This window comes from Amycolatopsis sp. NPDC043885 (assembly GCF_056435685.1).
Genome location: NZ_JBWKEA010000006.1, coordinates 103900 through 122659 on the forward strand (window position 1 = coordinate 103900; position 18760 = coordinate 122659).

The 18760-nt window shown below is 67.7% G+C and carries 19 protein-coding genes; 11 read left to right on the plus strand and 8 right to left on the minus strand.

Translation table 11 applies throughout. The annotated features are described in order from the left end of the window. Nucleotide 1: 1 nt before the first annotated feature. The 3 genes from pqqD to pqqB are packed head-to-tail and all read left to right on the plus strand — an operon-like array spanning nt 2 to nt 2207. Nucleotides 2-274, plus strand: a complete 273-nt coding sequence (pqqD, locus tag AC069I_RS19935) for a pyrroloquinoline quinone biosynthesis peptide chaperone PqqD (RefSeq protein WP_478266164.1) — start codon at nt 2-4, stop codon at nt 272-274. Then, nucleotides 265-1347, plus strand: coding sequence for a pyrroloquinoline quinone biosynthesis protein PqqE (gene pqqE / locus AC069I_RS19940; protein WP_478266165.1), 1083 nt, complete (start codon nt 265-267; stop codon nt 1345-1347). The genes pqqD and pqqE overlap by 10 nt, the downstream gene beginning before the upstream one ends. Continuing rightward, nucleotides 1344-2207, plus strand: a complete 864-nt coding sequence (pqqB, locus tag AC069I_RS19945; protein ID WP_478266166.1) for a pyrroloquinoline quinone biosynthesis protein PqqB — start codon at nt 1344-1346, stop codon at nt 2205-2207. The genes pqqE and pqqB overlap by 4 nt, the downstream gene beginning before the upstream one ends. On the opposite strand, the gene AC069I_RS19950 is transcribed toward pqqB, so the two are convergent. Beyond that, nucleotides 2204-3142: an aldo/keto reductase gene (locus tag AC069I_RS19950; protein WP_478266167.1), complete on the minus strand. Its 939-nt coding sequence runs from the start codon at nt 3140-3142 to the stop codon at nt 2204-2206. The genes pqqB and AC069I_RS19950 overlap by 4 nt on opposite strands. Nucleotides 3143-3285: 143 nt before the next feature. Between AC069I_RS19950 and AC069I_RS19955 the strand changes: the two genes are divergently transcribed. Continuing rightward, the gene (locus AC069I_RS19955; protein ID WP_478226374.1) at nt 3286-3804 is read left to right on the plus strand and encodes a helix-turn-helix domain-containing protein; all 519 of its coding nucleotides are present in this window, start codon (nt 3286-3288) and stop codon (nt 3802-3804) included. Continuing rightward, the gene (locus AC069I_RS19960) at nt 3801-5021 is read left to right on the plus strand and encodes an MFS transporter (protein WP_478226373.1); all 1221 of its coding nucleotides are present in this window, start codon (nt 3801-3803) and stop codon (nt 5019-5021) included. The genes AC069I_RS19955 and AC069I_RS19960 overlap by 4 nt, the downstream gene beginning before the upstream one ends. Nucleotides 5022-5063: 42 nt before the next feature. Here the strand turns inward: AC069I_RS19960 and AC069I_RS19965 are convergent, their stop codons facing one another. Further along, nucleotides 5064-6440 carry an amidase gene (locus AC069I_RS19965; RefSeq protein WP_478226372.1) on the minus strand — a complete coding sequence of 459 codons (1377 nt, stop codon included), beginning with the start codon at nt 6438-6440 and terminating at the stop codon, nt 5064-5066. Nucleotides 6441-6448: 8 nt separating this feature from the next. Then, nucleotides 6449-7378, minus strand: coding sequence for a D-2-hydroxyacid dehydrogenase (locus tag AC069I_RS19970; protein WP_478226417.1), 930 nt, complete (start codon nt 7376-7378; stop codon nt 6449-6451). Nucleotides 7379-7538: 160 nt separating this feature from the next. On the opposite strand from AC069I_RS19970, the gene AC069I_RS19975 reads away from it, so the two are divergent. From AC069I_RS19975 to AC069I_RS19985, 3 genes are read left to right on the plus strand one after another with little or no spacing between them, the layout of a single operon-like run. Continuing rightward, a complete protein-coding gene (locus AC069I_RS19975) occupies nt 7539-8279 on the plus strand; it encodes a maleate cis-trans isomerase family protein (protein ID WP_378442929.1) in 741 nt (246 codons plus the stop codon). A 44-nt stretch (nt 8280-8323) separates the two neighbouring features. Further along, complete coding sequence (locus AC069I_RS19980) at nt 8324-9094, plus strand: maleate cis-trans isomerase family protein (protein WP_478266168.1); 771 nt, start codon at nt 8324-8326, stop codon at nt 9092-9094. 3 nt (nt 9095-9097) lie between these two features. Beyond that, entirely contained in the window at nt 9098-9790 is a 693-nt protein-coding gene (locus tag AC069I_RS19985) for a GntR family transcriptional regulator (protein ID WP_478266169.1), read from the plus strand. 4 nt (nt 9791-9794) lie between these two features. Here the strand turns inward: AC069I_RS19985 and AC069I_RS19990 are convergent, their stop codons facing one another. The 4 genes from AC069I_RS19990 to AC069I_RS20005 form a co-directional block, all read right to left on the minus strand. Next, nucleotides 9795-10271, minus strand: a complete 477-nt coding sequence (locus AC069I_RS19990) for a DUF4262 domain-containing protein (RefSeq protein ID WP_478226370.1) — start codon at nt 10269-10271, stop codon at nt 9795-9797. 577 nt (nt 10272-10848) lie between these two features. Further along, nucleotides 10849-12219, minus strand: a complete 1371-nt coding sequence (locus AC069I_RS19995) for an IS1380 family transposase (protein WP_478266170.1) — start codon at nt 12217-12219, stop codon at nt 10849-10851. Nucleotides 12220-12456: 237 nt separating this feature from the next. After that, nucleotides 12457-13515 (minus strand): tartrate dehydrogenase, encoded by a 1059-nt coding sequence (locus AC069I_RS20000; RefSeq protein WP_478226369.1) that lies wholly within the window; start codon nt 13513-13515, stop codon nt 12457-12459. Then, entirely contained in the window at nt 13512-14975 is a 1464-nt protein-coding gene (locus AC069I_RS20005; RefSeq protein ID WP_478226368.1) for an NAD-dependent succinate-semialdehyde dehydrogenase, read from the minus strand. The genes AC069I_RS20000 and AC069I_RS20005 overlap by 4 nt, the downstream gene beginning before the upstream one ends. 88 nt (nt 14976-15063) lie before the next feature. Between AC069I_RS20005 and AC069I_RS20010 the strand changes: the two genes are divergently transcribed. Together AC069I_RS20010 and AC069I_RS20015 are read left to right on the plus strand one after the other, a co-directional pair. After that, the gene (locus AC069I_RS20010; protein ID WP_340683852.1) at nt 15064-16314 is read left to right on the plus strand and encodes an aspartate aminotransferase family protein; all 1251 of its coding nucleotides are present in this window, start codon (nt 15064-15066) and stop codon (nt 16312-16314) included. Next, entirely contained in the window at nt 16314-16811 is a 498-nt protein-coding gene (locus tag AC069I_RS20015) for a DUF3830 family protein (protein WP_007033814.1), read from the plus strand. Before AC069I_RS20010 ends, AC069I_RS20015 begins: the two co-directional genes overlap by 1 nt. Nucleotides 16812-16873: 62 nt before the next feature. Here AC069I_RS20015 and AC069I_RS20020 read toward each other — a convergent pair whose 3' ends face one another. Beyond that, nucleotides 16874-17140, minus strand: coding sequence for a hypothetical protein (locus tag AC069I_RS20020; RefSeq protein WP_478226366.1), 267 nt, complete (start codon nt 17138-17140; stop codon nt 16874-16876). A 235-nt stretch (nt 17141-17375) separates the two neighbouring features. Between AC069I_RS20020 and AC069I_RS20025 the strand changes: the two genes are divergently transcribed. Further along, the gene (locus tag AC069I_RS20025; protein WP_340683855.1) at nt 17376-18758 is read left to right on the plus strand and encodes an FAD-binding oxidoreductase; all 1383 of its coding nucleotides are present in this window, start codon (nt 17376-17378) and stop codon (nt 18756-18758) included. The last annotated feature ends 2 nt before the right edge of the window (nt 18759-18760 follow it).

The window sequence follows — 18760 nt, forward strand, 5'->3', positions numbered from 1 at the left end:
GATGACCACCCTCGAACCGGGCTCGGTGCCGCGGCTGCGGCGCGGAGTCCGGCTGAGCTATGACCAGACCAGGGAAACGCACGTCCTCCTGTTCCCCGAAGGTGTGCTCGTCCCGAATCCGACCGCCGCGGCCGTGCTTTCCCTCTGCGACGGCGTCGCGGATGTCACGGGAATCGCTTCGGCGTTGCGCGAACGCTACACCGGTGTGCGCGAGGAGGATATCCTGGACGTCCTGTCCCGGCTGGGAGAACGGCGGATCGTCGAATGGACCTGAAAACCGCGCAGCCGCCACTGGGCATGCTGGCCGAGCTGACTCATCGCTGCCCGCTGCACTGCCCGTATTGCTCGAATCCGGTCGAGCTGATCGCCCGCGACGGGGAACTGTCCACAGAGGAATGGCTTTCCGTGCTCACCCAGGCGCGGGAACTCGGCGTGCTCCAGGTGCACATGTCCGGCGGTGAGCCGCTCGCCAGAACGGATCTGCCCATCCTTGTCGAACACGCCACGAAACTGGGGTGCTACGTCAACCTGGTGACGTCCGGGCTCGGGCTGACGGAGTCCAGATTGGACGATCTCGCCGAGCGCGGCGTCGCGCATGTCCAGCTGTCCGTCCAAGGCGCGACCGCCGACCGCGCGGACCGGCTCGCCGGAGCACGGGCACACGACCGGAAGCTCGTCGCCGCCGAACTGATCAGGAAGGCCGGGCTGCCGCTTTCGGTGAACGTCGTCCTGCACCGGCGGAACCACGATCAGCTCGCCGGGATCATCGGCCTCGCCGAGGAGATGGGCGCGGACCGGCTCGAACTGGCCAACACGCAGTACTACGGCTGGGCCCTGCGCAACCGTGACGCCCTGATGCCGACCCGGCGGCAACTCGAGGAGGCCGAGCCGATCGTGCGCGCGGCCACCGAACAGCTGCGTGGCCGCATGGAGATCATCTATGTCGTCGCCGATTACTACGAGAAGTACCCGAAGCCGTGCATGTACGGCTGGGGCGCGCGGCAATTGACCGTGGCGCCCGACGGGACCGTGCTGCCGTGCCCCGCGTCGACAGCGATCGAGACGCTGGAATTCGACAACGTGCGGGACAGGCAGCTGGCCTGGATCTGGTACGAATCCGCTTCCTTCAACGCCTATCGCGGCGAGGACTGGATGCCCGACACCTGCCGCACCTGTGATCGGCGCACGATCGACTTCGGCGGCTGCCGGTGCCAAGCGTTCCAACTCACCGGTGACGCCTCGGCGACGGATCCGGTGTGCTCGCGTTCGCCGCATCGGGAGGTCGTCGACCTCATCCTCGCCACGCAGGCGAAAACGGACGAGCTCGTGATGCGGACGCCGCGATGAGGGTGATCTTGCTCGGCACCGCGGCGGGCGGCGGATTCCCTCAGTGGAACTGCGCCTGCGCCCTGTGCGTTTCGGACGCGCCGCCGCGGACGCAGGACTGTGTGGCGGTGAGCGCGGACGACGAAGGCTGGTACCTGCTCAACGTTTCGCCGGACATCCGCGCGCAGATCCTCGCCACACCACCGTTGCGCGCCGGGCCGGGGCCGAGGGAGATCCCGTTGCGCGGGGTGCTGCTGACCGACGCCGAACTCGATCATTCACTCGGCTTGCTTCTCCTGCGGGAAGCGGGCGGTCTGCCCGTGTGGGCACCGGACGCCGTGCTCGGCGCCTTGTCCGAGCACTTCCCCGCGCGGTCGATCATCGACGGGTACGGCGGCTGGGACTGGCTGCCGTCGTCGAGGGTCGCCATCGACGGGCTGCGGGTGAGCATGCTTCCCGTGAGCGACAAGCGGCCGAAGTACGCACGTTCGTCCACAGAGGACGGTCCTTGGGTGGTGGCGTATCGGATCGAAGACGTCGTGACCGGCGGCGTTTTCGTGTACGCGCCTTGTCTTAAGAGCTGGCCGGACGGATTCGACGACTTCACCCGCGATGCAGGGCTGGTACTGCTGGACGGGACCTTCTACGCGCCGGACGAGATGTCGGGCGCCACCGCGGCCGAGGTCGGCGACGGCGCCCAGCTGGCGATGGGGCATCTGCCGATCACCGGCAGTCTCGCGAAGCTCCGGCCCGGCCCGCGGTGGGCGTACACACACCTGAACAACACGAACCCGGTGATCGATCCCGCGTCGCCCGAACACGCCGCCGTACTGGACGGCGGCGCATCGCTTCCCTTGGACGGTACCGAGTTCAAGCTTTAGGCGACCCCTTCGGGGCTCGCGCCGGACACGGGAACGGCGTCGGCGGTGAGCCGATCGATCTCCGCGAGTTCGTCGGTGGCCAGATCGATGTCCGCGGCGGCGAGACTGGCCTCGATGTTGGCCGCCTTCCGCGCGCCCACGATCGCGACGTGCACGCCCGGCTGGGCGAGCGTCCAGGCGATCGCGAGCTGACTGACGGAGATTCCTTTGTCCGCCGCGAATTCCTTGAGCCGGTCGACGACGGCGAGAGTGCGCCGGAAGGTCTCGCCGGTGAACGCCGACGACCGTGAACGCCAGTCGGTCTTCTCGAACGTCGTCTCCGGCGTGAAGGACCCGGTCAGCAGTCCGCTGCCCAGCGGGCTGTACACGAGCACGCCGATGTCGTGCTCACGCGCGTACGGGAGAGGATCGGTTTCGATGTCGCGGCGGAACAGGTGATAAGGCGGCTGCAGGGTTTCCACGGGCCGGGTCTTGTCGAAGGCGGCCAGCCCCGCGGCGTCGTAGTTCGAGACACCGACGTGCCGGATCTTCCCGGCGTCGACGAACTCCTGCAGGATCCCCGCAGTCTCCTCGGCGGGAGCGTCGGGATCGGGCCAGTGGATCTGGTAGAGGTCGATGTGGTCGACGTCGAGGAAACGGAGGCTGTCCTCGATGCCCTGTGACAGCCACTCGCGCCGCGAGTCGCGCGGCCGTTCGGAACGCGGCTTGATACCGCCCTTCGTGGCGATGACGAGGTTGTCGCGGTCGCGCTTGAGTTCCTCACGCAGCGCCTTCCCCAGCATCGCTTCGGATTTCCCGAAACCGTAGGCCTGTGCGGTGTCGAAGAAGTTCACCCCGAGTTCGCGGGCGTGGTGGATCGCCGCGATCGCCGTGTCCTCGTCGAACGAACCCCAGTCCCCGCCGAGTTGCCAGGTGCCGAAAGCGATCCTCGACACCTCGAGACCGCTCCTGCCCAATGTCGCCGTACGCATGTCTCCAGCAGAGCACAGACATCGGATCACCGCACCGGATCTCCCGGCCAACGAGACCCCCAAATAACTGTTTGACGGTTCGCGTCCCGGCAGTCGATACTCGTCCCATGTCCGAGCCCCCCGGCCTCGACGGCTTGCGTGTCCTCGCCCATCCCGTGCGGCTGCGCATTCTGTCGCTTTTGACCGGTGTCGCGATGAGCGCGGCCGAAGCCGCCCGCGAACTCGGTGAGACACAAGCGAATGTCAGCTACCACCTGCGGCGGTTGCACGAGGCCGGCCTGCTGGACGTCGCCGAGGAGGTCCGGATCCGGGGCGGCCTGGCGAAACGCTACCGGCACGATCCGGAGTCCGGATCGCGGTTCACGTCGGCGAATCCGGGGGAGGAACAGCTTCTCATCGCGACGATGGCCGAAGAACTCAAGCGCCGCAGCGAATTCCGCGTTCCCGGCAAGCAGGGATCGACGAGCGACGCGGAGATGTGGGTCGACCGCGAGACGTGGGAGAAGGCACTCGAACACGCTCGCGAACTGAGCGACCTTCTGCACTCCGCCGCGAAGCCGCCCCGGACCCGGGGCACGATCCCGGTCAGCGCGACGGTCTCGCTGTTCGAAATGAGGCGACGGTGACGTCCCTGCGCGAACCATTGCGCCGGCACAACTTCCGCTGGCTGATCGCCGGCCGCACGTTCGGGGAGTTCGGCAACGCCGTCGCCCCGCTCGCGCTCGCCTTCGCGGTGATCGACCTGACCGGTTCGGCCGTCGACATCGGCATCGTCGTCGGCGCGCGGTCCGTGGCCAGCGTCGTCTTGCTGCTGTTCGGCGGCGTGCTGGCCGACCGGCTACCGCGGTCGGTGATCCTGCAAGGCACCGAAGTCGCCGCCACCCTGACCCAGGCGGTCATCGCGGCGAGTGTCCTTTGTGGATTCGCTTCGATCCCGCTGCTGGTCGGCCTGAGCGTGGTCAACGGCGCGGTGGCCGCGATCTCCGCCCCCGCGTCGGCGTCGCTCACCCCGCTGACGGTGCCCGCCACCCTCCTCGCGCAGGCCAACGCGCTGGCCAGATTGCTCTCGAACTCCGGCCGGATCGCCGGCGCCGGGCTCGGCGGCATCCTGGTCACCGCGGTCGGCCCCGGCTGGGCGCTCGCCGGGAACGCGCTGCTGTTCCTGGGCTCCGCCCTGTCCTACCGATGCATCCGCCTCAGCCGCCGGGAACGGGTCCCCGGCAGCCGCCCGCTGGCGGAACTCGTCGAAGGCTGGCACGAGTTCCGGTCGCGCACCTGGGTGTGGGTGGTGGTCGTGCAGTTCATGGTGGTGAACGCCGTCATCGCCGGCGGGATCGCGGTGCTCGGCCCCGTCGTCGCCGACAGCACCTTCGGGCGCTCCGGCTGGGGATTCGCCCTCGCCGCGCAGACGATCGGCTCGCTCGTCGGCGGGATCCTCGTGGCCCGATGGCAGCCGCGGCGCGCGCTGTTCGTCGGCGTCGCGGTGATCCTCTTCGAAGCGCCACCACTGATCCTGCTCGGCCAGGCACCCTTGCTTCCGCTGCTGCTGGCGGCCATGTTCGTCTCCGGGCTGGCGATCGAGCAGTTCGTGGTCGCGTGGGACGTCTCGCTGCAGGAGAACGTGCCCGAGGACAAACTCGCGCGCGTCTACTCCTACGACATGCTCGGTTCCTTCATCGCCCTGCCCCTCGGGCAGATGGCGGCCGGGCCCGCCGCGCAGCACTTCGGGGTCAGCACGACTCTGCTCGCGTGCGCCGCGCTGGTCGTGGCCGCCACCGGTCTCGCGCTGTGCAGCGGCCAGGTGCGCGGGCTCGTCCGGAAGTCGCACGCCGCGCAGCCCTGACGCCCAAGTGGCAGCAAAGGTCCCTTGCTCCCTTTCCGCAGGTCACGGCCAGGGACGGACCTCCTCGAGGAGCTTCGCGACCGCGAGCACCAGGTCGTCGGAGTGCCGCGGGCCGACGATCTGCAACCCGACCGGCAGGCCGCTGGAGGTGCGGCCCGCCGGCACGCTGATCGCGGGCTGCTGGGTCATGTTGAACGGGTAGGTGAACGGCGTCCAGTCCGGCCAGCCGCTCAGCCCGCTGCCCGGGGGGACCTCGTGCCCGGCTTCGAAGGCGGGAATCGGGAGGGTCGGCGTGATCAGCACGTCGTAGCGCGTGTGGAACTCGCCCATCAGGATGCCCAGCGCGGCCCGCTCGGCGTTGGCGCCGAGATAGTCGCTCGCCGAGAAGGTCTTGCCGAGTTCCCACACCTTCCGCAGGCCGGGATCGACCTTCGTCTCCGAACCGGCGGGGAAGGTGTCCAGCCACTTGGCCGCCCCCGTCGACCACAGGATGTCGAAGGCCGGTTTGGGGTCGGTGAAACCGGGATCGGTCTCTTCGATGTGCAGGCCCGCGTCGCCCAGCGACCGGACCGCCGACTTGACGATTTCCGCGACCTCCGGGTCGACGTCGACGTAGCCGAGCGTCGGCGAGTAGGCGGCGATCAGCCCGCGCACGTCCCGGCGGACGGCCTCGCGATAGGTCGAAACCGGTGGGGCGAGCGCGGCCGGGTCTCGATGATCGGGCAGGGCGAGGACGTCGAGGAGCAGCGCCGTGTCGTCGACCGAACGCGCCATCGGTCCGGCGTGCGAGAGCGGGCCGAACGGGCTCGCCGGGAACAGCGGGATCCGGCCGTGTGTCGGTTTGAGCCCGACGATTCCGCAGAACGAAGCCGGGATCCGGATCGAGCCGCCGCCATCGGTGCCGACGGAGAGCTCACCCATCCCCGCCGCGACGGCCGCGGCACTGCCCCCGCTGGACCCTCCCGCCGTCGTCGACGGGTCGATCGGGTTGCGGGTGATCCCGGTCAGCGGGTTGTCGGTGACGCCCTTCCACGCCAGTTCCGGCGTCGTGGTCTTTCCCAGCAGTACCAAGCCGTTCTCACGCAGCCGCGCGGTGACCGGGCTGTCGACGTCCCACGGCTGGTCGGGGTCGATGCACCGCGAACCGCGCAGCGTCGGCCAGCCCTGGGTCAGGAACATGTCCTTGATCGAGGCCGGGACACCGTCGAGCCAGCCGATCGGATTGCCGTCCCGCCAGCGGATCTCGGACGCCTTCGCCTGTTCGAGCGCGCCGTCGGCGTCGACCAGGCAGAAAGCGTTGGTCTCGCCGTCGCGTTCCTCGATGACACGCAAGGCGTTCTGAGTGGCCTCGACCGGCGACAGCTCTCCGGTGGCGTACGCGGCGACGAGCTCGCTCGCGGTCAACTTGGTGTCGTTCAATCCTGCCCCTAACCTTGGCGAAGCGTCTCCGACGGCACGTACCCGAGCCGCTTGTCCACGACGTTGCGCAGTGGCTCCCCCGCGCGCCAGCGACGGAAGTTGTCCGCGAACACCTCTACCAGAGTATTACGCCAGCCGACGAAGTCGCCCGACATATGCGGCGAGATCAGAACGTTCTCCATAGTCCACAAAGGACTGTCGGACGGCAGCGGCTCGGTGTCGAAGACGTCGAGCGCCGCGCCGCCGAGCCGCCCGTCCCGCAGTGCGCCGATCAGGTCCGAAGTGACGACCAGCTCGCCGCGGCCGACGTTGACGAACCGCGCTCCCGGTTTCATCGCGGCGAAGGTCTCGGCGTCGAACATGCCCTTCGTCTGCTCGGTCAGTGGCGCGACCGCGACGACGTAGTCCGCCCCGGGAAGATGACGGGCGAGGTCCGAAGACGCGTACACGTCCCCGAAGTCGGGATCGCCCTCACGAGGACGGCGTCCGACGCCCGCCACCGACATCCCGGCCGCCCGCAGCATCCGCGCGATCGACCGGCCGATCGGCCCGGTTCCGACCACGAGGACCTGGCGGCCGGAGATCCGTTCACTCTCCCGGTGCTTCCACTGCTTCTGCCGCTGCAGGTCCCACGAGCGGACGAAATCCTTGGCGAACGCGAGAACGACTCCGAGGACGTACTCGGCTATGGCCCCGTCGAAAACGCCTCGGGAGTTGGTGAGCACGACGTCGCTCTCCTGCAGCGCCGGGAAGAGGACGGGGTCGACGCCCGCGCTGGCGATATGCAGCCAGCGCAGCTTGTCGGCCGCGTGCCAGGCCCCCGGAACCGCGGTCGAAAGGAAGTCGTAGACGAAGAACGCGTCGGCGCCGGACAACGCGTCGGCCAACCCGGCCTCGCCGGTGTAACGAACCACCGCTCGGTCTTCGATAGCGCGCATGTCCGGTGGGCGCGTGTCTCCGCAGAGCACCGCCAGCACAGGGGCCACTGAGGAGATCACGTTGACACCGTAAAAGTGGCTCGTATGATTGTCAACAATCCGAGGAACGACCCCCGGAGCACCGGACCTGTGACAACAGAAGCTTTCCGGAGGCTGAGACTTGGATTTCGACTTATTGGAGTTCGAAGGCCCGTTGGCGCAGCGCGGCATCGGTGTGATCGCCCCCTTCGACCTGGCCCTGGAACGTGAGCTGTGGCGCTGGGTGCCCATGGAGGTCTCCCTCCATCTGGCGCGGACGCCGTACGAGCCCGTGCCCGTCAGCATGGAGATGGCCCAGCTCGTCAGCGACAGCAGGCATCTCGCCGCCGCCACGCGGGACGTGCTCCACGTCGAGCCCGAAGTCGTCGCCTATCTGTGCACCTCCGGCAGTTTCGTCAACGGTGTGGACTACGAACGCTCGCTGACCAAGGCGATCTGCGACGCGGGCGCGACGGACGCCGTCACCACGTCCGGAGCGCTGGCGGAGGTCCTGCACCAGCTCGACCTCCACCGGGTCTCGGTGCTCACGCCCTACGACGGCGACCTGACCGGGAAGCTGCACGACTTCCTGTCCGAACTCGGGGTCCGCACCGTCTCGAGCGACCATCTCGGCCTGGGTGGCGGCATCTGGAAGGTCAGCTACCGGACCATCGCCGAACGCATCCTCGCCGCCGACCACGCCGACGCCGAAGCCATCTTCGTCAGCTGCACCAACCTCCCCACCTACGATCTGATCGAGCCACTCGAAAGCGCGCTCGGCAAACCGGTCCTCACCGCGAATCAGCTCACCATGTGGGCCTGCCTCCGGCGGATGAACCTGCCGATCGTCGGGCCCGGCAAGTGGCTCCGGGAGGTCGACTGACCTCTTCGCCTACGATTGTCGACAATCTGCCCTCCGGAGGTTCCGTGCCCATCACGCCGTTCGCCCCGCCCGAGCCGCCGTCCGAGACGACCACCATCGGATTCATCTACCCCGATCACGCGGCCGAAGACGACTACCCGCTCGCGGAACAGCTCCTCGGCGGGGACATGGCCGGGATCAAGCTGCCGGTCGAGCACATCTACGGAACCGATCTGCACGCCGTGCCGGAGCTCTTGGACCTCGGCAGCGAAAGCCGGCTCGCCGACGGCGCCGCGCTCCTGGCCAAACACGAACCCGACGCGGTGGTGTGGGCATGCACCAGCGGCAGCTTCGTCTACGGCTGGGAAGGCGCCCGCGAACAGGCCGACCGGCTGGCCGCCGTCGCCGGTGTCCCGGCGTCGAGCACCTCCTTCGCCTTCGTCAACGCCGCGAGGGCCCTCGGCGTCCGGCGGGTCGCGGTCGCCGCCAGCTATCCGGACGACGTCGCCCGGCTGTTCGTCGAGTTCCTCGGCGCGGGCGGGGTCGAAGTGGTGTCGACGGGCAGCGCGGACATCGACACCGCGGCCGAGGTCGGCGAACTCAGTCCGGAAGCCGTCGTCGAGCTCGCGGTGAGCCGGGACCACCCGGCCGCCGACGCGCTGCTCGTCCCCGACACCGCCATGCGGACGCTCGGCGAGATCAACACGCTCGAAACCAGGCTCGGCAAGCCGGTGCTGACCGCCAATCAGGTCACCGTCTGGGAAGGTCTGCGGCTCACCGGGAAGTCCCCGCTCGTCCGCACCTTGGGCGCACTGTTCGGAAAGAGGGGCAACTGAACCATGTCCTTGCCGGATATCGAGCCGGTCAGCCGGGAGTCGACCGCCGGGATCATCGCGCGGCAGTTGCGGGACGCGATCATGACCGGCGCCCTCCCTCCCGGCACCCAGCTCGGTGAAACGGATCTGGCCTCCCGGTTCCAGGTTTCGCGGGGGCCGCTGCGCGAGGCGATGCAGCACCTCGTTTCCGAAGGGCTCCTGCGCAGCGAGCGCCACCGCGGCCTGTTCGTGATCGACCTCGAGCCCGGCGACGTCTACGACATCTACTCGGCGCGCTCGGCCATCGAGCGCGCCGCGATGCTGCGAGCGCTGCGCGGGGACCGTGAACGGGTCGCCGCCGAGCTCGAAGAGGCCGTACGCGCCATGGCCACCGCCGCGGACGACGACGACCCGACCGCGCTCTCCTGGGCGGACCTCCGTTTCCACGAGGCGCTGATCGCCGCTTCCGGCAGCAAACGGCTCGTGCGCATGGCCCGGACCCTGCTGATCGAGACCCGGATGTGCCTCACCGCGCTGCAGGCGACCTATCAGCAGGTCGAGGAACGGGTCACCGAGCACACCAGGATCATCGAAGCCCTGCGGGCCGGCGACGAAGAGACCGCGCTGTCGCTGCTGGAAGCACATATGGAGGACGCCGTCCAACGGCTCGCCCCGGGAACCAGCCTGCGGGAAGGCGAAGCTCCCGCGGTGCCTTAGGGATTCAGCCACGGCCCCGCACCCCCAGCACCGGCTGACCGCCCGTCCCGCCGCGGAAATCCCTGTCCCATGGCCACTTTCCGTGCTCGTCCTCGTAGACCAGTTGCAGCGCACGGAATTCTTCGCCGTACAGGAGAACGGCGGTGAGCAGATGCGCCGGCGGCGAACTGAGCGGAACGATCTCGAACGACGGCCATCCCACCGCGGCGGGCAGCACCTCACCCGCCTCAGGCGGCCCCGATCGGACCACCTGCTGGGCGAAATAGTTCAGCAGCTGGCCGGATCTTCGTTCTCTCAAGCCGGTGACGACGAGTTCGGGCAGCCCGGCGTCGGTGAGCCCGACCGTGTACGCGAAGCCCGGTTGGACACTTCCGCGCTCGACCGTCTGCACCATCCAGCCGTACTTCCGGATCAGCGGACGGACCTCCTCGACGAGGTAGTCGTCGCGGGTCTTCCCGGGGTTGTCGCAATGCCAGCACATCGGCGCTCCTCCAGTCGTCGAATCCGATGACCGGCACTGTGCACCGGGGCACCGACAAAAACTCACGGCCCCGGCTGCCAGGCAGGCGGCGAACGGTCCTTCGATGGCGAATCTCGCACCCAGATTCCCTTTCAGGGCAACATTTACGCCTTTTCTCGAGAAATTCGCCGAGGGGCAAGGCCAGGTTGCGTGACGGACTGCCAGCGCCTTACCTCGGGATCCCTAGTGACATGTGCTGGACAGGGAATGCTTGCAGGGAGCCGAGTTCACGGGCCTTGACGTCCCCAATGCGGCATTGGCGACCCTCAACGACTCCAATGCCACAACGGGAGCGCCGAACGAGTCACCCGACATGCTTGAGATCTCGGCGTATCTGGCTGCCCCAGGGGCGCAAGTGGCGAATCAAGAGCCGGCCAGGTTCCCAATGTCGCATTGGGGACGCTGAGCCTGGATCCACCGATGTGTTTGTTAGGTGATCTTGGTGGGGTTTGTTGATCTTTTGGCTGGTTGCTGGCAGGGCGGGGTGCCGGTCGTCTCATCCGGTGTGTCCACTGTGGTCTGTTGTCGGGGTGTGGGGTCAGGGTGTTCGGTGTGTTGCGGTAAAGAGGGCCTGGTAGGCGGCTTGCCAGGGCCAGTTGGCGGGTAGTCGGAGGGTGATGTGGCGGGCGGTGCGGGTGATGCGGGCGGGGATGGTGATCAGGTGCCGGCGAAGGGTGCCGGTGCGGGCTTTGGAGTGGAAGATGCTGGTCAGGCAGCCTGTGGCGCGGAGCAGGTTGTGGGTGAGGCAGGCCAGGATCAGCCAGGCGTGGTTGGCCGGGAAGCGGCCTGAGGGGAAATGGGCGAGGGCGGAGTCGTTGAGGTCGGCGAAGACCTGTTCGATGATCGCGTGCTCGCGGTGATATTTGTCGGCGGTGTGCAGGTCGAAGCCGGTGTCGGTGAACACGGCGTGGTAGTTCCAGACGTGGAACAACTCGCCCTGGTCGTTGGTGAGGAATCGCGGGGTGCGGCGGACCAGCAGTCGTGCGGTGACCTCGCGGCCGGGGTTCTGGGTGGTGTTGATGAACGCGGTCAACGTGGTTTCGGCGATCTCGGCATGTGTGATCAGCTCGCCGGATAGCGGGTCGGGGATCGGGTGCCGGTATTCGATCGTGCTCCAGTCGTCCTCGCCGATAGCGTTGATCGCGGCCTTGGTGGCCACGTTTTTCTGGGCTGTGACCGAGAAATACGCGCCCGCTTTCCGGATCGCGGCGATGATCGGGCCAGTGAAGAACGCCGAATCCGCGCGGACCACGATCGTCCCCGTCGCTCCGGCCCGGCGCGCCAGCCTGATCGCCTCGGTGATCATCGACGCCGCCCCGCGGCGGGAATCGCAGTTCCCGCTCCGCAGCCGGGCGGTCAGGATCACCGGCGCGCAGACCGGGGACGACAAGGTCGCTATCAGGTGGTTCAGGCCACGGACCCCGTTATAGGCGAACCCGCTGCCTTGTTTGCCGTGGCCGTAGGTTTCCTTGATCTTGGCGTCGATATCGACGAACGCCAGCTGCTCGATCCCGGGCAACAGCGACGGAATCCGCCCGGCCAGCCGGACCAGGGCCTCCGCGGCGGCCGAGGCAAGCTGGCCGACGTGGCCGTGGGTGAACCCCCGCAGCCAGGACCCGCAGGTCGAGGGCGCCCGAAGACCCGTGAACAACCGGCGCATCCCGCCGTGCCGGATCACGTCCAGATCCTCGATCGAGTCAGCCCCGGCAGCCATGCCCGCCACTACCGACAACGCTTTCGCGTCCGGGTTCGCGCCGACTGGAATCCCCAGGTCAACGCGCTGCTCGATCAGCTGGCCCAGGCCGATGTCCTCGGCCAGCCGCAGCACCGGGACAAGCCCCGCGCACGACACGAGACCCTCGTCATCGAACCTCACCGACACCGCCGAGGGGGTATGAGATGATCGCATCCAGCAGATGCCCTCTCGCTCAGTGGATTTTGTTCCGTCGCAAGAACAATCATCCCAAGCCAGAGGGCATTTGCGTGCCCGGACACACCCCAAACACCCACATCACACCGGTGGATCCAGGCTGAGCGTTTCCAATGCGACATTGGGAACCTGACGCGACTACAGACTTACGTCCCTTGAGTACATGAAGGGACCGTTCATGACTTCCGGGACTTGACACGCCACCATGCGGATGGTTCAAGATAGAGAGGCGACCACCGCGGACCCGAGTTCGGCGGTGGTGGACTTCCCGCCGAGGTCGGGGGTTCGCACGGCCCCCTCCTCGAGAACCTTTTCCACCGCCACGCGTACATCTTGTGCCGCGACGGTTTCCCCGAGATGGTCGAGCAGCATCGCCCCCGCCAGGATCTGCGCCACCGGATTCGCGATGCCCTGTCCGGCGATGTCGGGGGCGCTGCCATGCACCGCCTCGAACATGGAAGGGAGCTCACCGGTCGGATTGATGTTGCCCGAAGGCGCCATTCCGAGCCCGCCCGTCACGGCCGCCGCCAGATCGCTCAGGATGTCGCCGAACAGATTGGAAGCCACCACGACGTCGAGCCGGTCCGGCGCCTGCACCATCCGCGCGGCGAGCGCGTCGACATGGCACTGCTCGGCATGCACGTCCGGGTACTCCGCTGAGATTTCGGCGAAGATCTCGTCCCAGAAAGGCATCGAGTGAATGAGCCCGTTGGACTTGGTCGCCGAACAGACCCGCCCTGTGCGCGTCTTCGCCAGCTCGAAGGCGTAGCGGATGATCCGCTCCACCCCGACCCGCGTGAACACGGATTCCTGTAAGACGAACTCGTTCCCCAGCCCACGATTGTGCCTGCCGCCGAGCTCCGAGTACTCGCCCTCGGAGTTCTCCCGGACGATCACCATCTCCAGTTCGTCGGCACCGCGGCCCGCCAGAGCCGACGTCGTCCCCGGCAGCAGCCGGACCGGCCGGAGGTTGACGTACTGGCTGAACGCGCGCCGGACCGGAATGAGGAGACCCCACAACGACACATGGTCCGGGACGCCGGGAAAGCCGACGGCGCCGAGAAAGATCCCGTCGAAAGCGGAAAGCCGCTCGATCCCGTCGGCGGGCATCATCGAGCCGGTTTTGGTGTACCGCTCACAACTCCAGTCGAACTCCGTCCAGGACAAGGAGAAACCATGCGATGCCGCCGCGCGGTCGAGGACCTTGCGGGCCTCGACCGTCACGTCCACGCCGATCCCGTCGCCGGGAATGCTCGCAATGCGATAGGAAGTCACAGAGCCACCGCGATGTACTTGGTCTCGAGGAACTCGTCGATGCCGACGCTGCCGCCCTCACGGCCGAGCCCAGACTGCTTGATCCCGCCGAACGGCGCCGCCGGGTTCGAAACCAGTCCCTGGTTGAGGCCGATCATGCCGGCTTCCAGCCGTTCCGACACCCGCAGTGCCCGCTTGAGATCGGAGGTGTACACATAGGACACGAGACCGAATTCGGTGTCGTTCGCCGCAGCGATGGCCTCGTCCTCGCTGTCGAATGGAGTGATCGGGGCGACCGGTCCGAAGATCTCTTCCGAAGCGAGCCTGGCGTCCTTGGGCACGTCGGTCAGCACCGTGGCCTGGTAGAAGTTACCCGGACCGTCGACTGTGGATCCTCCGGTGAGGACGCGCGCTCCTCGCTCGGTGGCATCGGAGACCAGGCCACTGACCTTCTCGACGGCGGCTTTGTCGATGAGGGGGCCGACGACGACACCCTCCTCGGTGCCGCGCCCCATCGGCAAGGCCTCCATGCGCTCGGTGAGGCGCCGGGAGAACTCGTCGACGACGCCGCGCTGGACATAGAAGCGGTTCGCGGCCGTGCAGGCTTCGCCGATGTTGCGCATCTTCGCGGTCATCGCGCCTTCGATCGCCGCGTCGAGGTCGGCATCTTCGAAGACGAGGAAGGGGGCGTTGCCGCCGAGTTCCATCGAAGTGCGGAGCACCTTGTCCGCGCACTGTTCCAGCAGCTTCCGTCCGACGCCGGTCGAGCCGGTGAAGGACAGCTTCCGCGCGCGGCCATCGCGGATCAACGGCTCCATCACGCCGCCGGAGTCCGACGTCGTGAGCACGTTCAGCACACCTTCCGGCAGCCCCGCTTCGGCGAGGATCGCCGCGAGGGCCAACATCGAAAGGGGGGTTTGAGCAGCGGGTTTGATGACCATCGTGCAGCCTGCCGCGACCGCGGGTCCGATCTTGCGGGTGCCCATCGCCATGGGGAAGTTCCAGGGCGTGATCAGCAGACACGGCCCGACGGGCTGCTTCGTCACGAGGAACCGGCCAGACCCGTTGGGAGCGACGGCATAACCTCCGTCGATCCGGACGGCCTCCTCCGCGAACCAGCGGAAGAACTCGGCGGCGTAGGTGATCTCGCCCTTCGACTCCGCGAGCGGTTTGCCCATCTCGAGGGTCATCAGCAGCGCGAGTTCGTCGGCGCGCTTGATCAGCAGCTCGTAGGCGCGGCGCAGGATTTCCCCGCGTTCGCGCGGGGCGACGTTCGCCCAGTCGGCCTGTGCGGCGACGGCCGCGTCGAGTGCGCTGACACCGTCCGCCGGTGACGCGTCGGCCACCTCGCACAGGGCTTCGCCTGTCGAGGGGTCGAAAACGGGGAAGGTCTTCCCGTCCGTGGCGGGTACCCACTTGCCGCCGATGAACAGTTCCTTGCCGACCGACGTGACGACGCCGGCCTCACTGATCGAGCTCATCCCAACGCTCCTCCATGTTGTCCCGAACGCCATGCTATGGATATTGTCAACAATCGACAACAGCTCAGCCGACCTAGGAGCGCAGCCCATGGCCCAGCTATCACCGCTGCTCAAGCAGGCAACGCCGGTCGTGGTCGACCACGGTGAGGGGGTTTACCTCTACGGCACCGATGGCAAACGTCACCTGGATTTCACCGCCGGTATCGGCGTGACCAGCACCGGCCACTGTCACCCGCACGTGGTGAGCGCGGCGCGGGAACAGATCGGCAAACTCGTCCACGGGCAGTACACGACGGTCATGCACAAGCCGATGCTGGAGCTGACCGAGAAACTGGGCGGTGTCCTCCCGGAAGGCCTGGATTCCCTCTTCTACGCGAACTCGGGCAGCGAGGCGGTCGAGGCGGCACTGCGGTTGTCGCGGCAGGCCACGAAGCGGCCCAACGTCATCGTCTTCCAGGGCGGGTTCCACGGCCGGACCGTCGCGGCGGCGACGATGACGACGTCGGGCACCCGGTTCAGTGCCGGGATCTCGCCGCTCATGTCCGGCGTGCACGTCGCGCCCTTCCCCTACGCGTTCCACTACGGCTGGGACGAGGAGACGGCGACGAAGTTCGCGCTGCGCGAGCTCGACTACCTCTTCGCGACGGTCTGCGCGCCGAACGAAACGGCCGCGTTCTTCATCGAGCCGGTGCTCGGCGAGGGCGGGTACGTCCCGGCGAACACCGAGTTCCTGGCCGGACTGCGGGAACGCGCGGACAAGCACGGGATCCTGCTGGTGATGGACGAGATCCAGACCGGCTTCGGCCGGACCGGCCGGTTCTGGGGACACGAGCACTTCGGGGTGCGCCCGGACATCGTGCTCATCGCGAAAGGGCTCGCGAGCGGGTTCCCGATCTCGGGTATCGCCGCGTCGGAAGAACTGATGGCGAAGGCGCTCCCCGGCTCCCAGGGCGGGACCTACGGCGGCAACGCGGTGGCCTGCGCGGCGGCGATCGCCACGCTCGAGGTGATCCAGCAGGAGGGCCTGGTCGAGAACGCCGCCGAACGAGGACGCCAGCTCCTGGAAGGCGTGCGGGTGATCGCGGACAAATCAGCGTCGATCGGTGATGTCCGAGGGCTGGGGCTGCTGGTCGGTTCCGAGTTCACCACGCCGGACGGCGAGCCGGACACCGCGAAGGCCCAGGCGGCCCAGAAAGCCGCGTCCTCCAACGGCTTGCTGCTGCTGACTTGCGGGGCGTACATGAACGTCGTCCGGATGGTGCCGCCGCTGATCGTCGACTCAGCACAGGTCGACGAGGCACTGCGCATCTGGGGCGACGTGGTGGCGGGGGTCGAGTGATGGCCCGCTACATCACGATCACGCTCGACAAGCGCGGAGTGTCCTGCCGGGCCCGGCTGCTCGACGCCGAAGCCCCGCGGACCTGCCGCGCCGTCTGGGACGCGTTGCCGCAGAGCGGTTCGGCGTACCACGCGAAGTACGCGCGCAACGAGGTCTACACGCTCGTGCCGCCCTTCGCCGAACCGAAGCCGGGCCGCGAAAACCCCACGGTGACCCCGATTCCGGGGGATGTCGTGTACTTCGGGTTCGAGGCGTGGGAGATCGGCAACCCGGCGTACGGCTACGACGAGGGCAGCGAGGCGCACAGCGACCAGGGCGCGACGGACCTCGCGATCTTCTACGGCCGCAACAATCTGCTGATCAACGGCGACGCGGGCTGGGTACCCGGCAACGTGTTCGCGACGATCGAAGAGGGACTGGCGGAAATGGCCGAAGCCGCCCAGGACCTTTGGCTGCGAGGTGTCGAGGGCGAGACACTTTCGTTCGCACGCGCGTAGGAAACCCGTGGGCGGTGCGGGCTCCCACCCTCACCGCCCACGGGCCGGCACCCCACCCTGGCTTACTGTCGCGCTTCGGTGAGCCGGTACTCGACACCACCGACCTCTTCACCACGCTGGTCGACCTGGGTCACGTGGACGGTGTACTGCCCGCCGGCAGCTTCGGCCCCGGCGGTGAAGCTCAGCTTGGCGCCGACCTGTTCGCCCGATTTGAAGGTCAGGCCACTGATCCGGGCTCGCTGCGGGTTCACGATGGCCAGCTCGGTCTCACCGACCCGTTCGACGCCCTCGCCCTTCGCACCGGCCGCCCGAACTCGACGCGCCCGCACGAGGGCACCGCCAGCGCCGCCCCCAGCGCCGCGCTCCGTCTCATCCTGGATCCCATCGAGCGTCCACCCCTTCCGGCGGACCACCGCGGCCCGCTGCGACAGGGGTAACCGAGCGAGGTTGTCACGAGGTTGTGGACACAGAGGAAGACAAACGTGAAAAGGATTCATGGCCATCCTCGCCCACGACGTACTACGCTTCGACAACCAGGCAAAGAGGCGTGAGGAAGGGCAGTCGATGGGCGATGTTGCGGCACGGTTCGCCGAGATCGTCGGGGACACGAACTTGCTCTCGGGCGAGGCGATCCCCGAGGACTACGCACACGACGAGGCTTTGACCACCACCGCGCGGCGGCCCGCCCACCTGGCGAAACCGGGAAGCGCCGAGGAGGTCGCGGAGCTGCTCAAGGCGGCGACCGAACACGGCGTGCCGGTCACCGCGCGAGGGTCGGGCACGGGGCTCTCGGGTGGCGCCACACCACGCGAAGACAGCCTGGTGATCTCTTTCGAACGAATGAACGCGGTACTGGAGATCGACACGGAGAACCACGTCGCCGTCGTCCAGCCGGGTGTCACGCTGTCCGATTTGGACGAAAAGACCACAGCGGCCGGACTCGGCTACACCGTCTACCCCGGCGAGCTGAGCGCGAGCGTCGGCGGCAACGTCGGGACGAACGCGGGCGGCATGCGCGCGGTCAAGTACGGCGTCACGCGGCACAACGTCGTGGGCCTGCAGGCCGTGCTGCCGACCGGCGAGATCATCCGGACCGGCGGCAAGACCTCGAAGGTCTCGACCGGGTACGACCTGACCCAGCTGATCATCGGCTCCGAAGGCACTCTCGCGATCGCGACCGAGGTCATCGTGAAGCTGTATCCGCGCCTGCCGCACGGCGCCACGGTGTTCGCCCCGTTCGAGACCTTCGACGAGGTGATGACCGTCGTCCCGAAGATCGTCGCCAGCGGCCTCGCGCCGCACATCCTCGAGTACATCGACAACCTCACGCTCGCGGCGATCAGCTACAACGAGAAGCTCAGCCTCGGTGTCCCGGACGCCATCCGTGACAAGGCGCAGGCGTATCTGGTGGTGGCACTGGAAAACCGCGACAACGACCGGCTGCACGCCGACATCGAGGAACTCGGCGGACTGCTGGGCGATGTCGGCGCGATGGACGTGTACGTGCTCGAGGGCGCTTCGGCGCGCAAGCTCATCGAGGCGCGCGAGAAGGCGTTCTGGACGGCCAAGGCGGCCGGTGCCGACGACGTCATCGACGTGGTGGTCCCGCGGTCCGCCATGCCCGAGTTCCTGCGCAAGGCCAGGGAAATGGCGTTGTCGCGCGAGGCGGGCGCGCTCGGCTGCGGGCACGCCGGCGACGGCAACGTCCACCTGGCCATCTTCTGCAAGGACCCGGAGAAGCGGAAGCAGCTGCTGACCGACATCTTCGCACTCGGCATGGAACTCGGCGGCGCGATCTCCGGCGAGCACGGACTCGGACGGGCCAAATCCGGCTATTTCCTCGATCTGGAGGACCCGGCGAAGATCGCGCTGATGCGCCGGATCAAGGAGAGCTTCGACCCGGCCGGGATCCTCAACCCCGGCGTTCTTTTCGCTGAGAGGGCTTGAAA

Excerpts from the sequence above, each read along its gene's own strand:
- pqqD (WP_478266164.1), top strand. The coding sequence starts at position 2 with ATGACCACCCTCGAACCGGGCTCGGTGCCGCGGCTGCGGCGCGGAGTC.
- pqqE (WP_478266165.1), top strand. The coding sequence starts at position 265 with ATGGACCTGAAAACCGCGCAGCCGCCACTGGGCATGCTGGCCGAGCTG.
- pqqB (WP_478266166.1), top strand. The coding sequence starts at position 1,344 with ATGAGGGTGATCTTGCTCGGCACCGCGGCGGGCGGCGGATTCCCTCAG.
- AC069I_RS19955 (WP_478226374.1), top strand. The coding sequence starts at position 3,286 with ATGTCCGAGCCCCCCGGCCTCGACGGCTTGCGTGTCCTCGCCCATCCC.
- AC069I_RS19970 (WP_478226417.1), bottom strand. The coding sequence starts at position 7,378 with ATGCGCGCTATCGAAGACCGAGCGGTGGTTCGTTACACCGGCGAGGCC.
- AC069I_RS19985 (WP_478266169.1), top strand. The coding sequence starts at position 9,098 with ATGTCCTTGCCGGATATCGAGCCGGTCAGCCGGGAGTCGACCGCCGGG.
- AC069I_RS19990 (WP_478226370.1), bottom strand. The coding sequence starts at position 10,271 with ATGTGCTGGCATTGCGACAACCCCGGGAAGACCCGCGACGACTACCTC.
- AC069I_RS19995 (WP_478266170.1), bottom strand. The coding sequence starts at position 12,219 with ATGCGATCATCTCATACCCCCTCGGCGGTGTCGGTGAGGTTCGATGAC.
- AC069I_RS20005 (WP_478226368.1), bottom strand. The coding sequence starts at position 14,975 with ATGAGCTCGATCAGTGAGGCCGGCGTCGTCACGTCGGTCGGCAAGGAA.
- AC069I_RS20010 (WP_340683852.1), top strand. The coding sequence starts at position 15,064 with ATGGCCCAGCTATCACCGCTGCTCAAGCAGGCAACGCCGGTCGTGGTC.
- AC069I_RS20015 (WP_007033814.1), top strand. The coding sequence starts at position 16,314 with ATGGCCCGCTACATCACGATCACGCTCGACAAGCGCGGAGTGTCCTGC.
- AC069I_RS20025 (WP_340683855.1), top strand. The coding sequence starts at position 17,376 with ATGGGCGATGTTGCGGCACGGTTCGCCGAGATCGTCGGGGACACGAAC.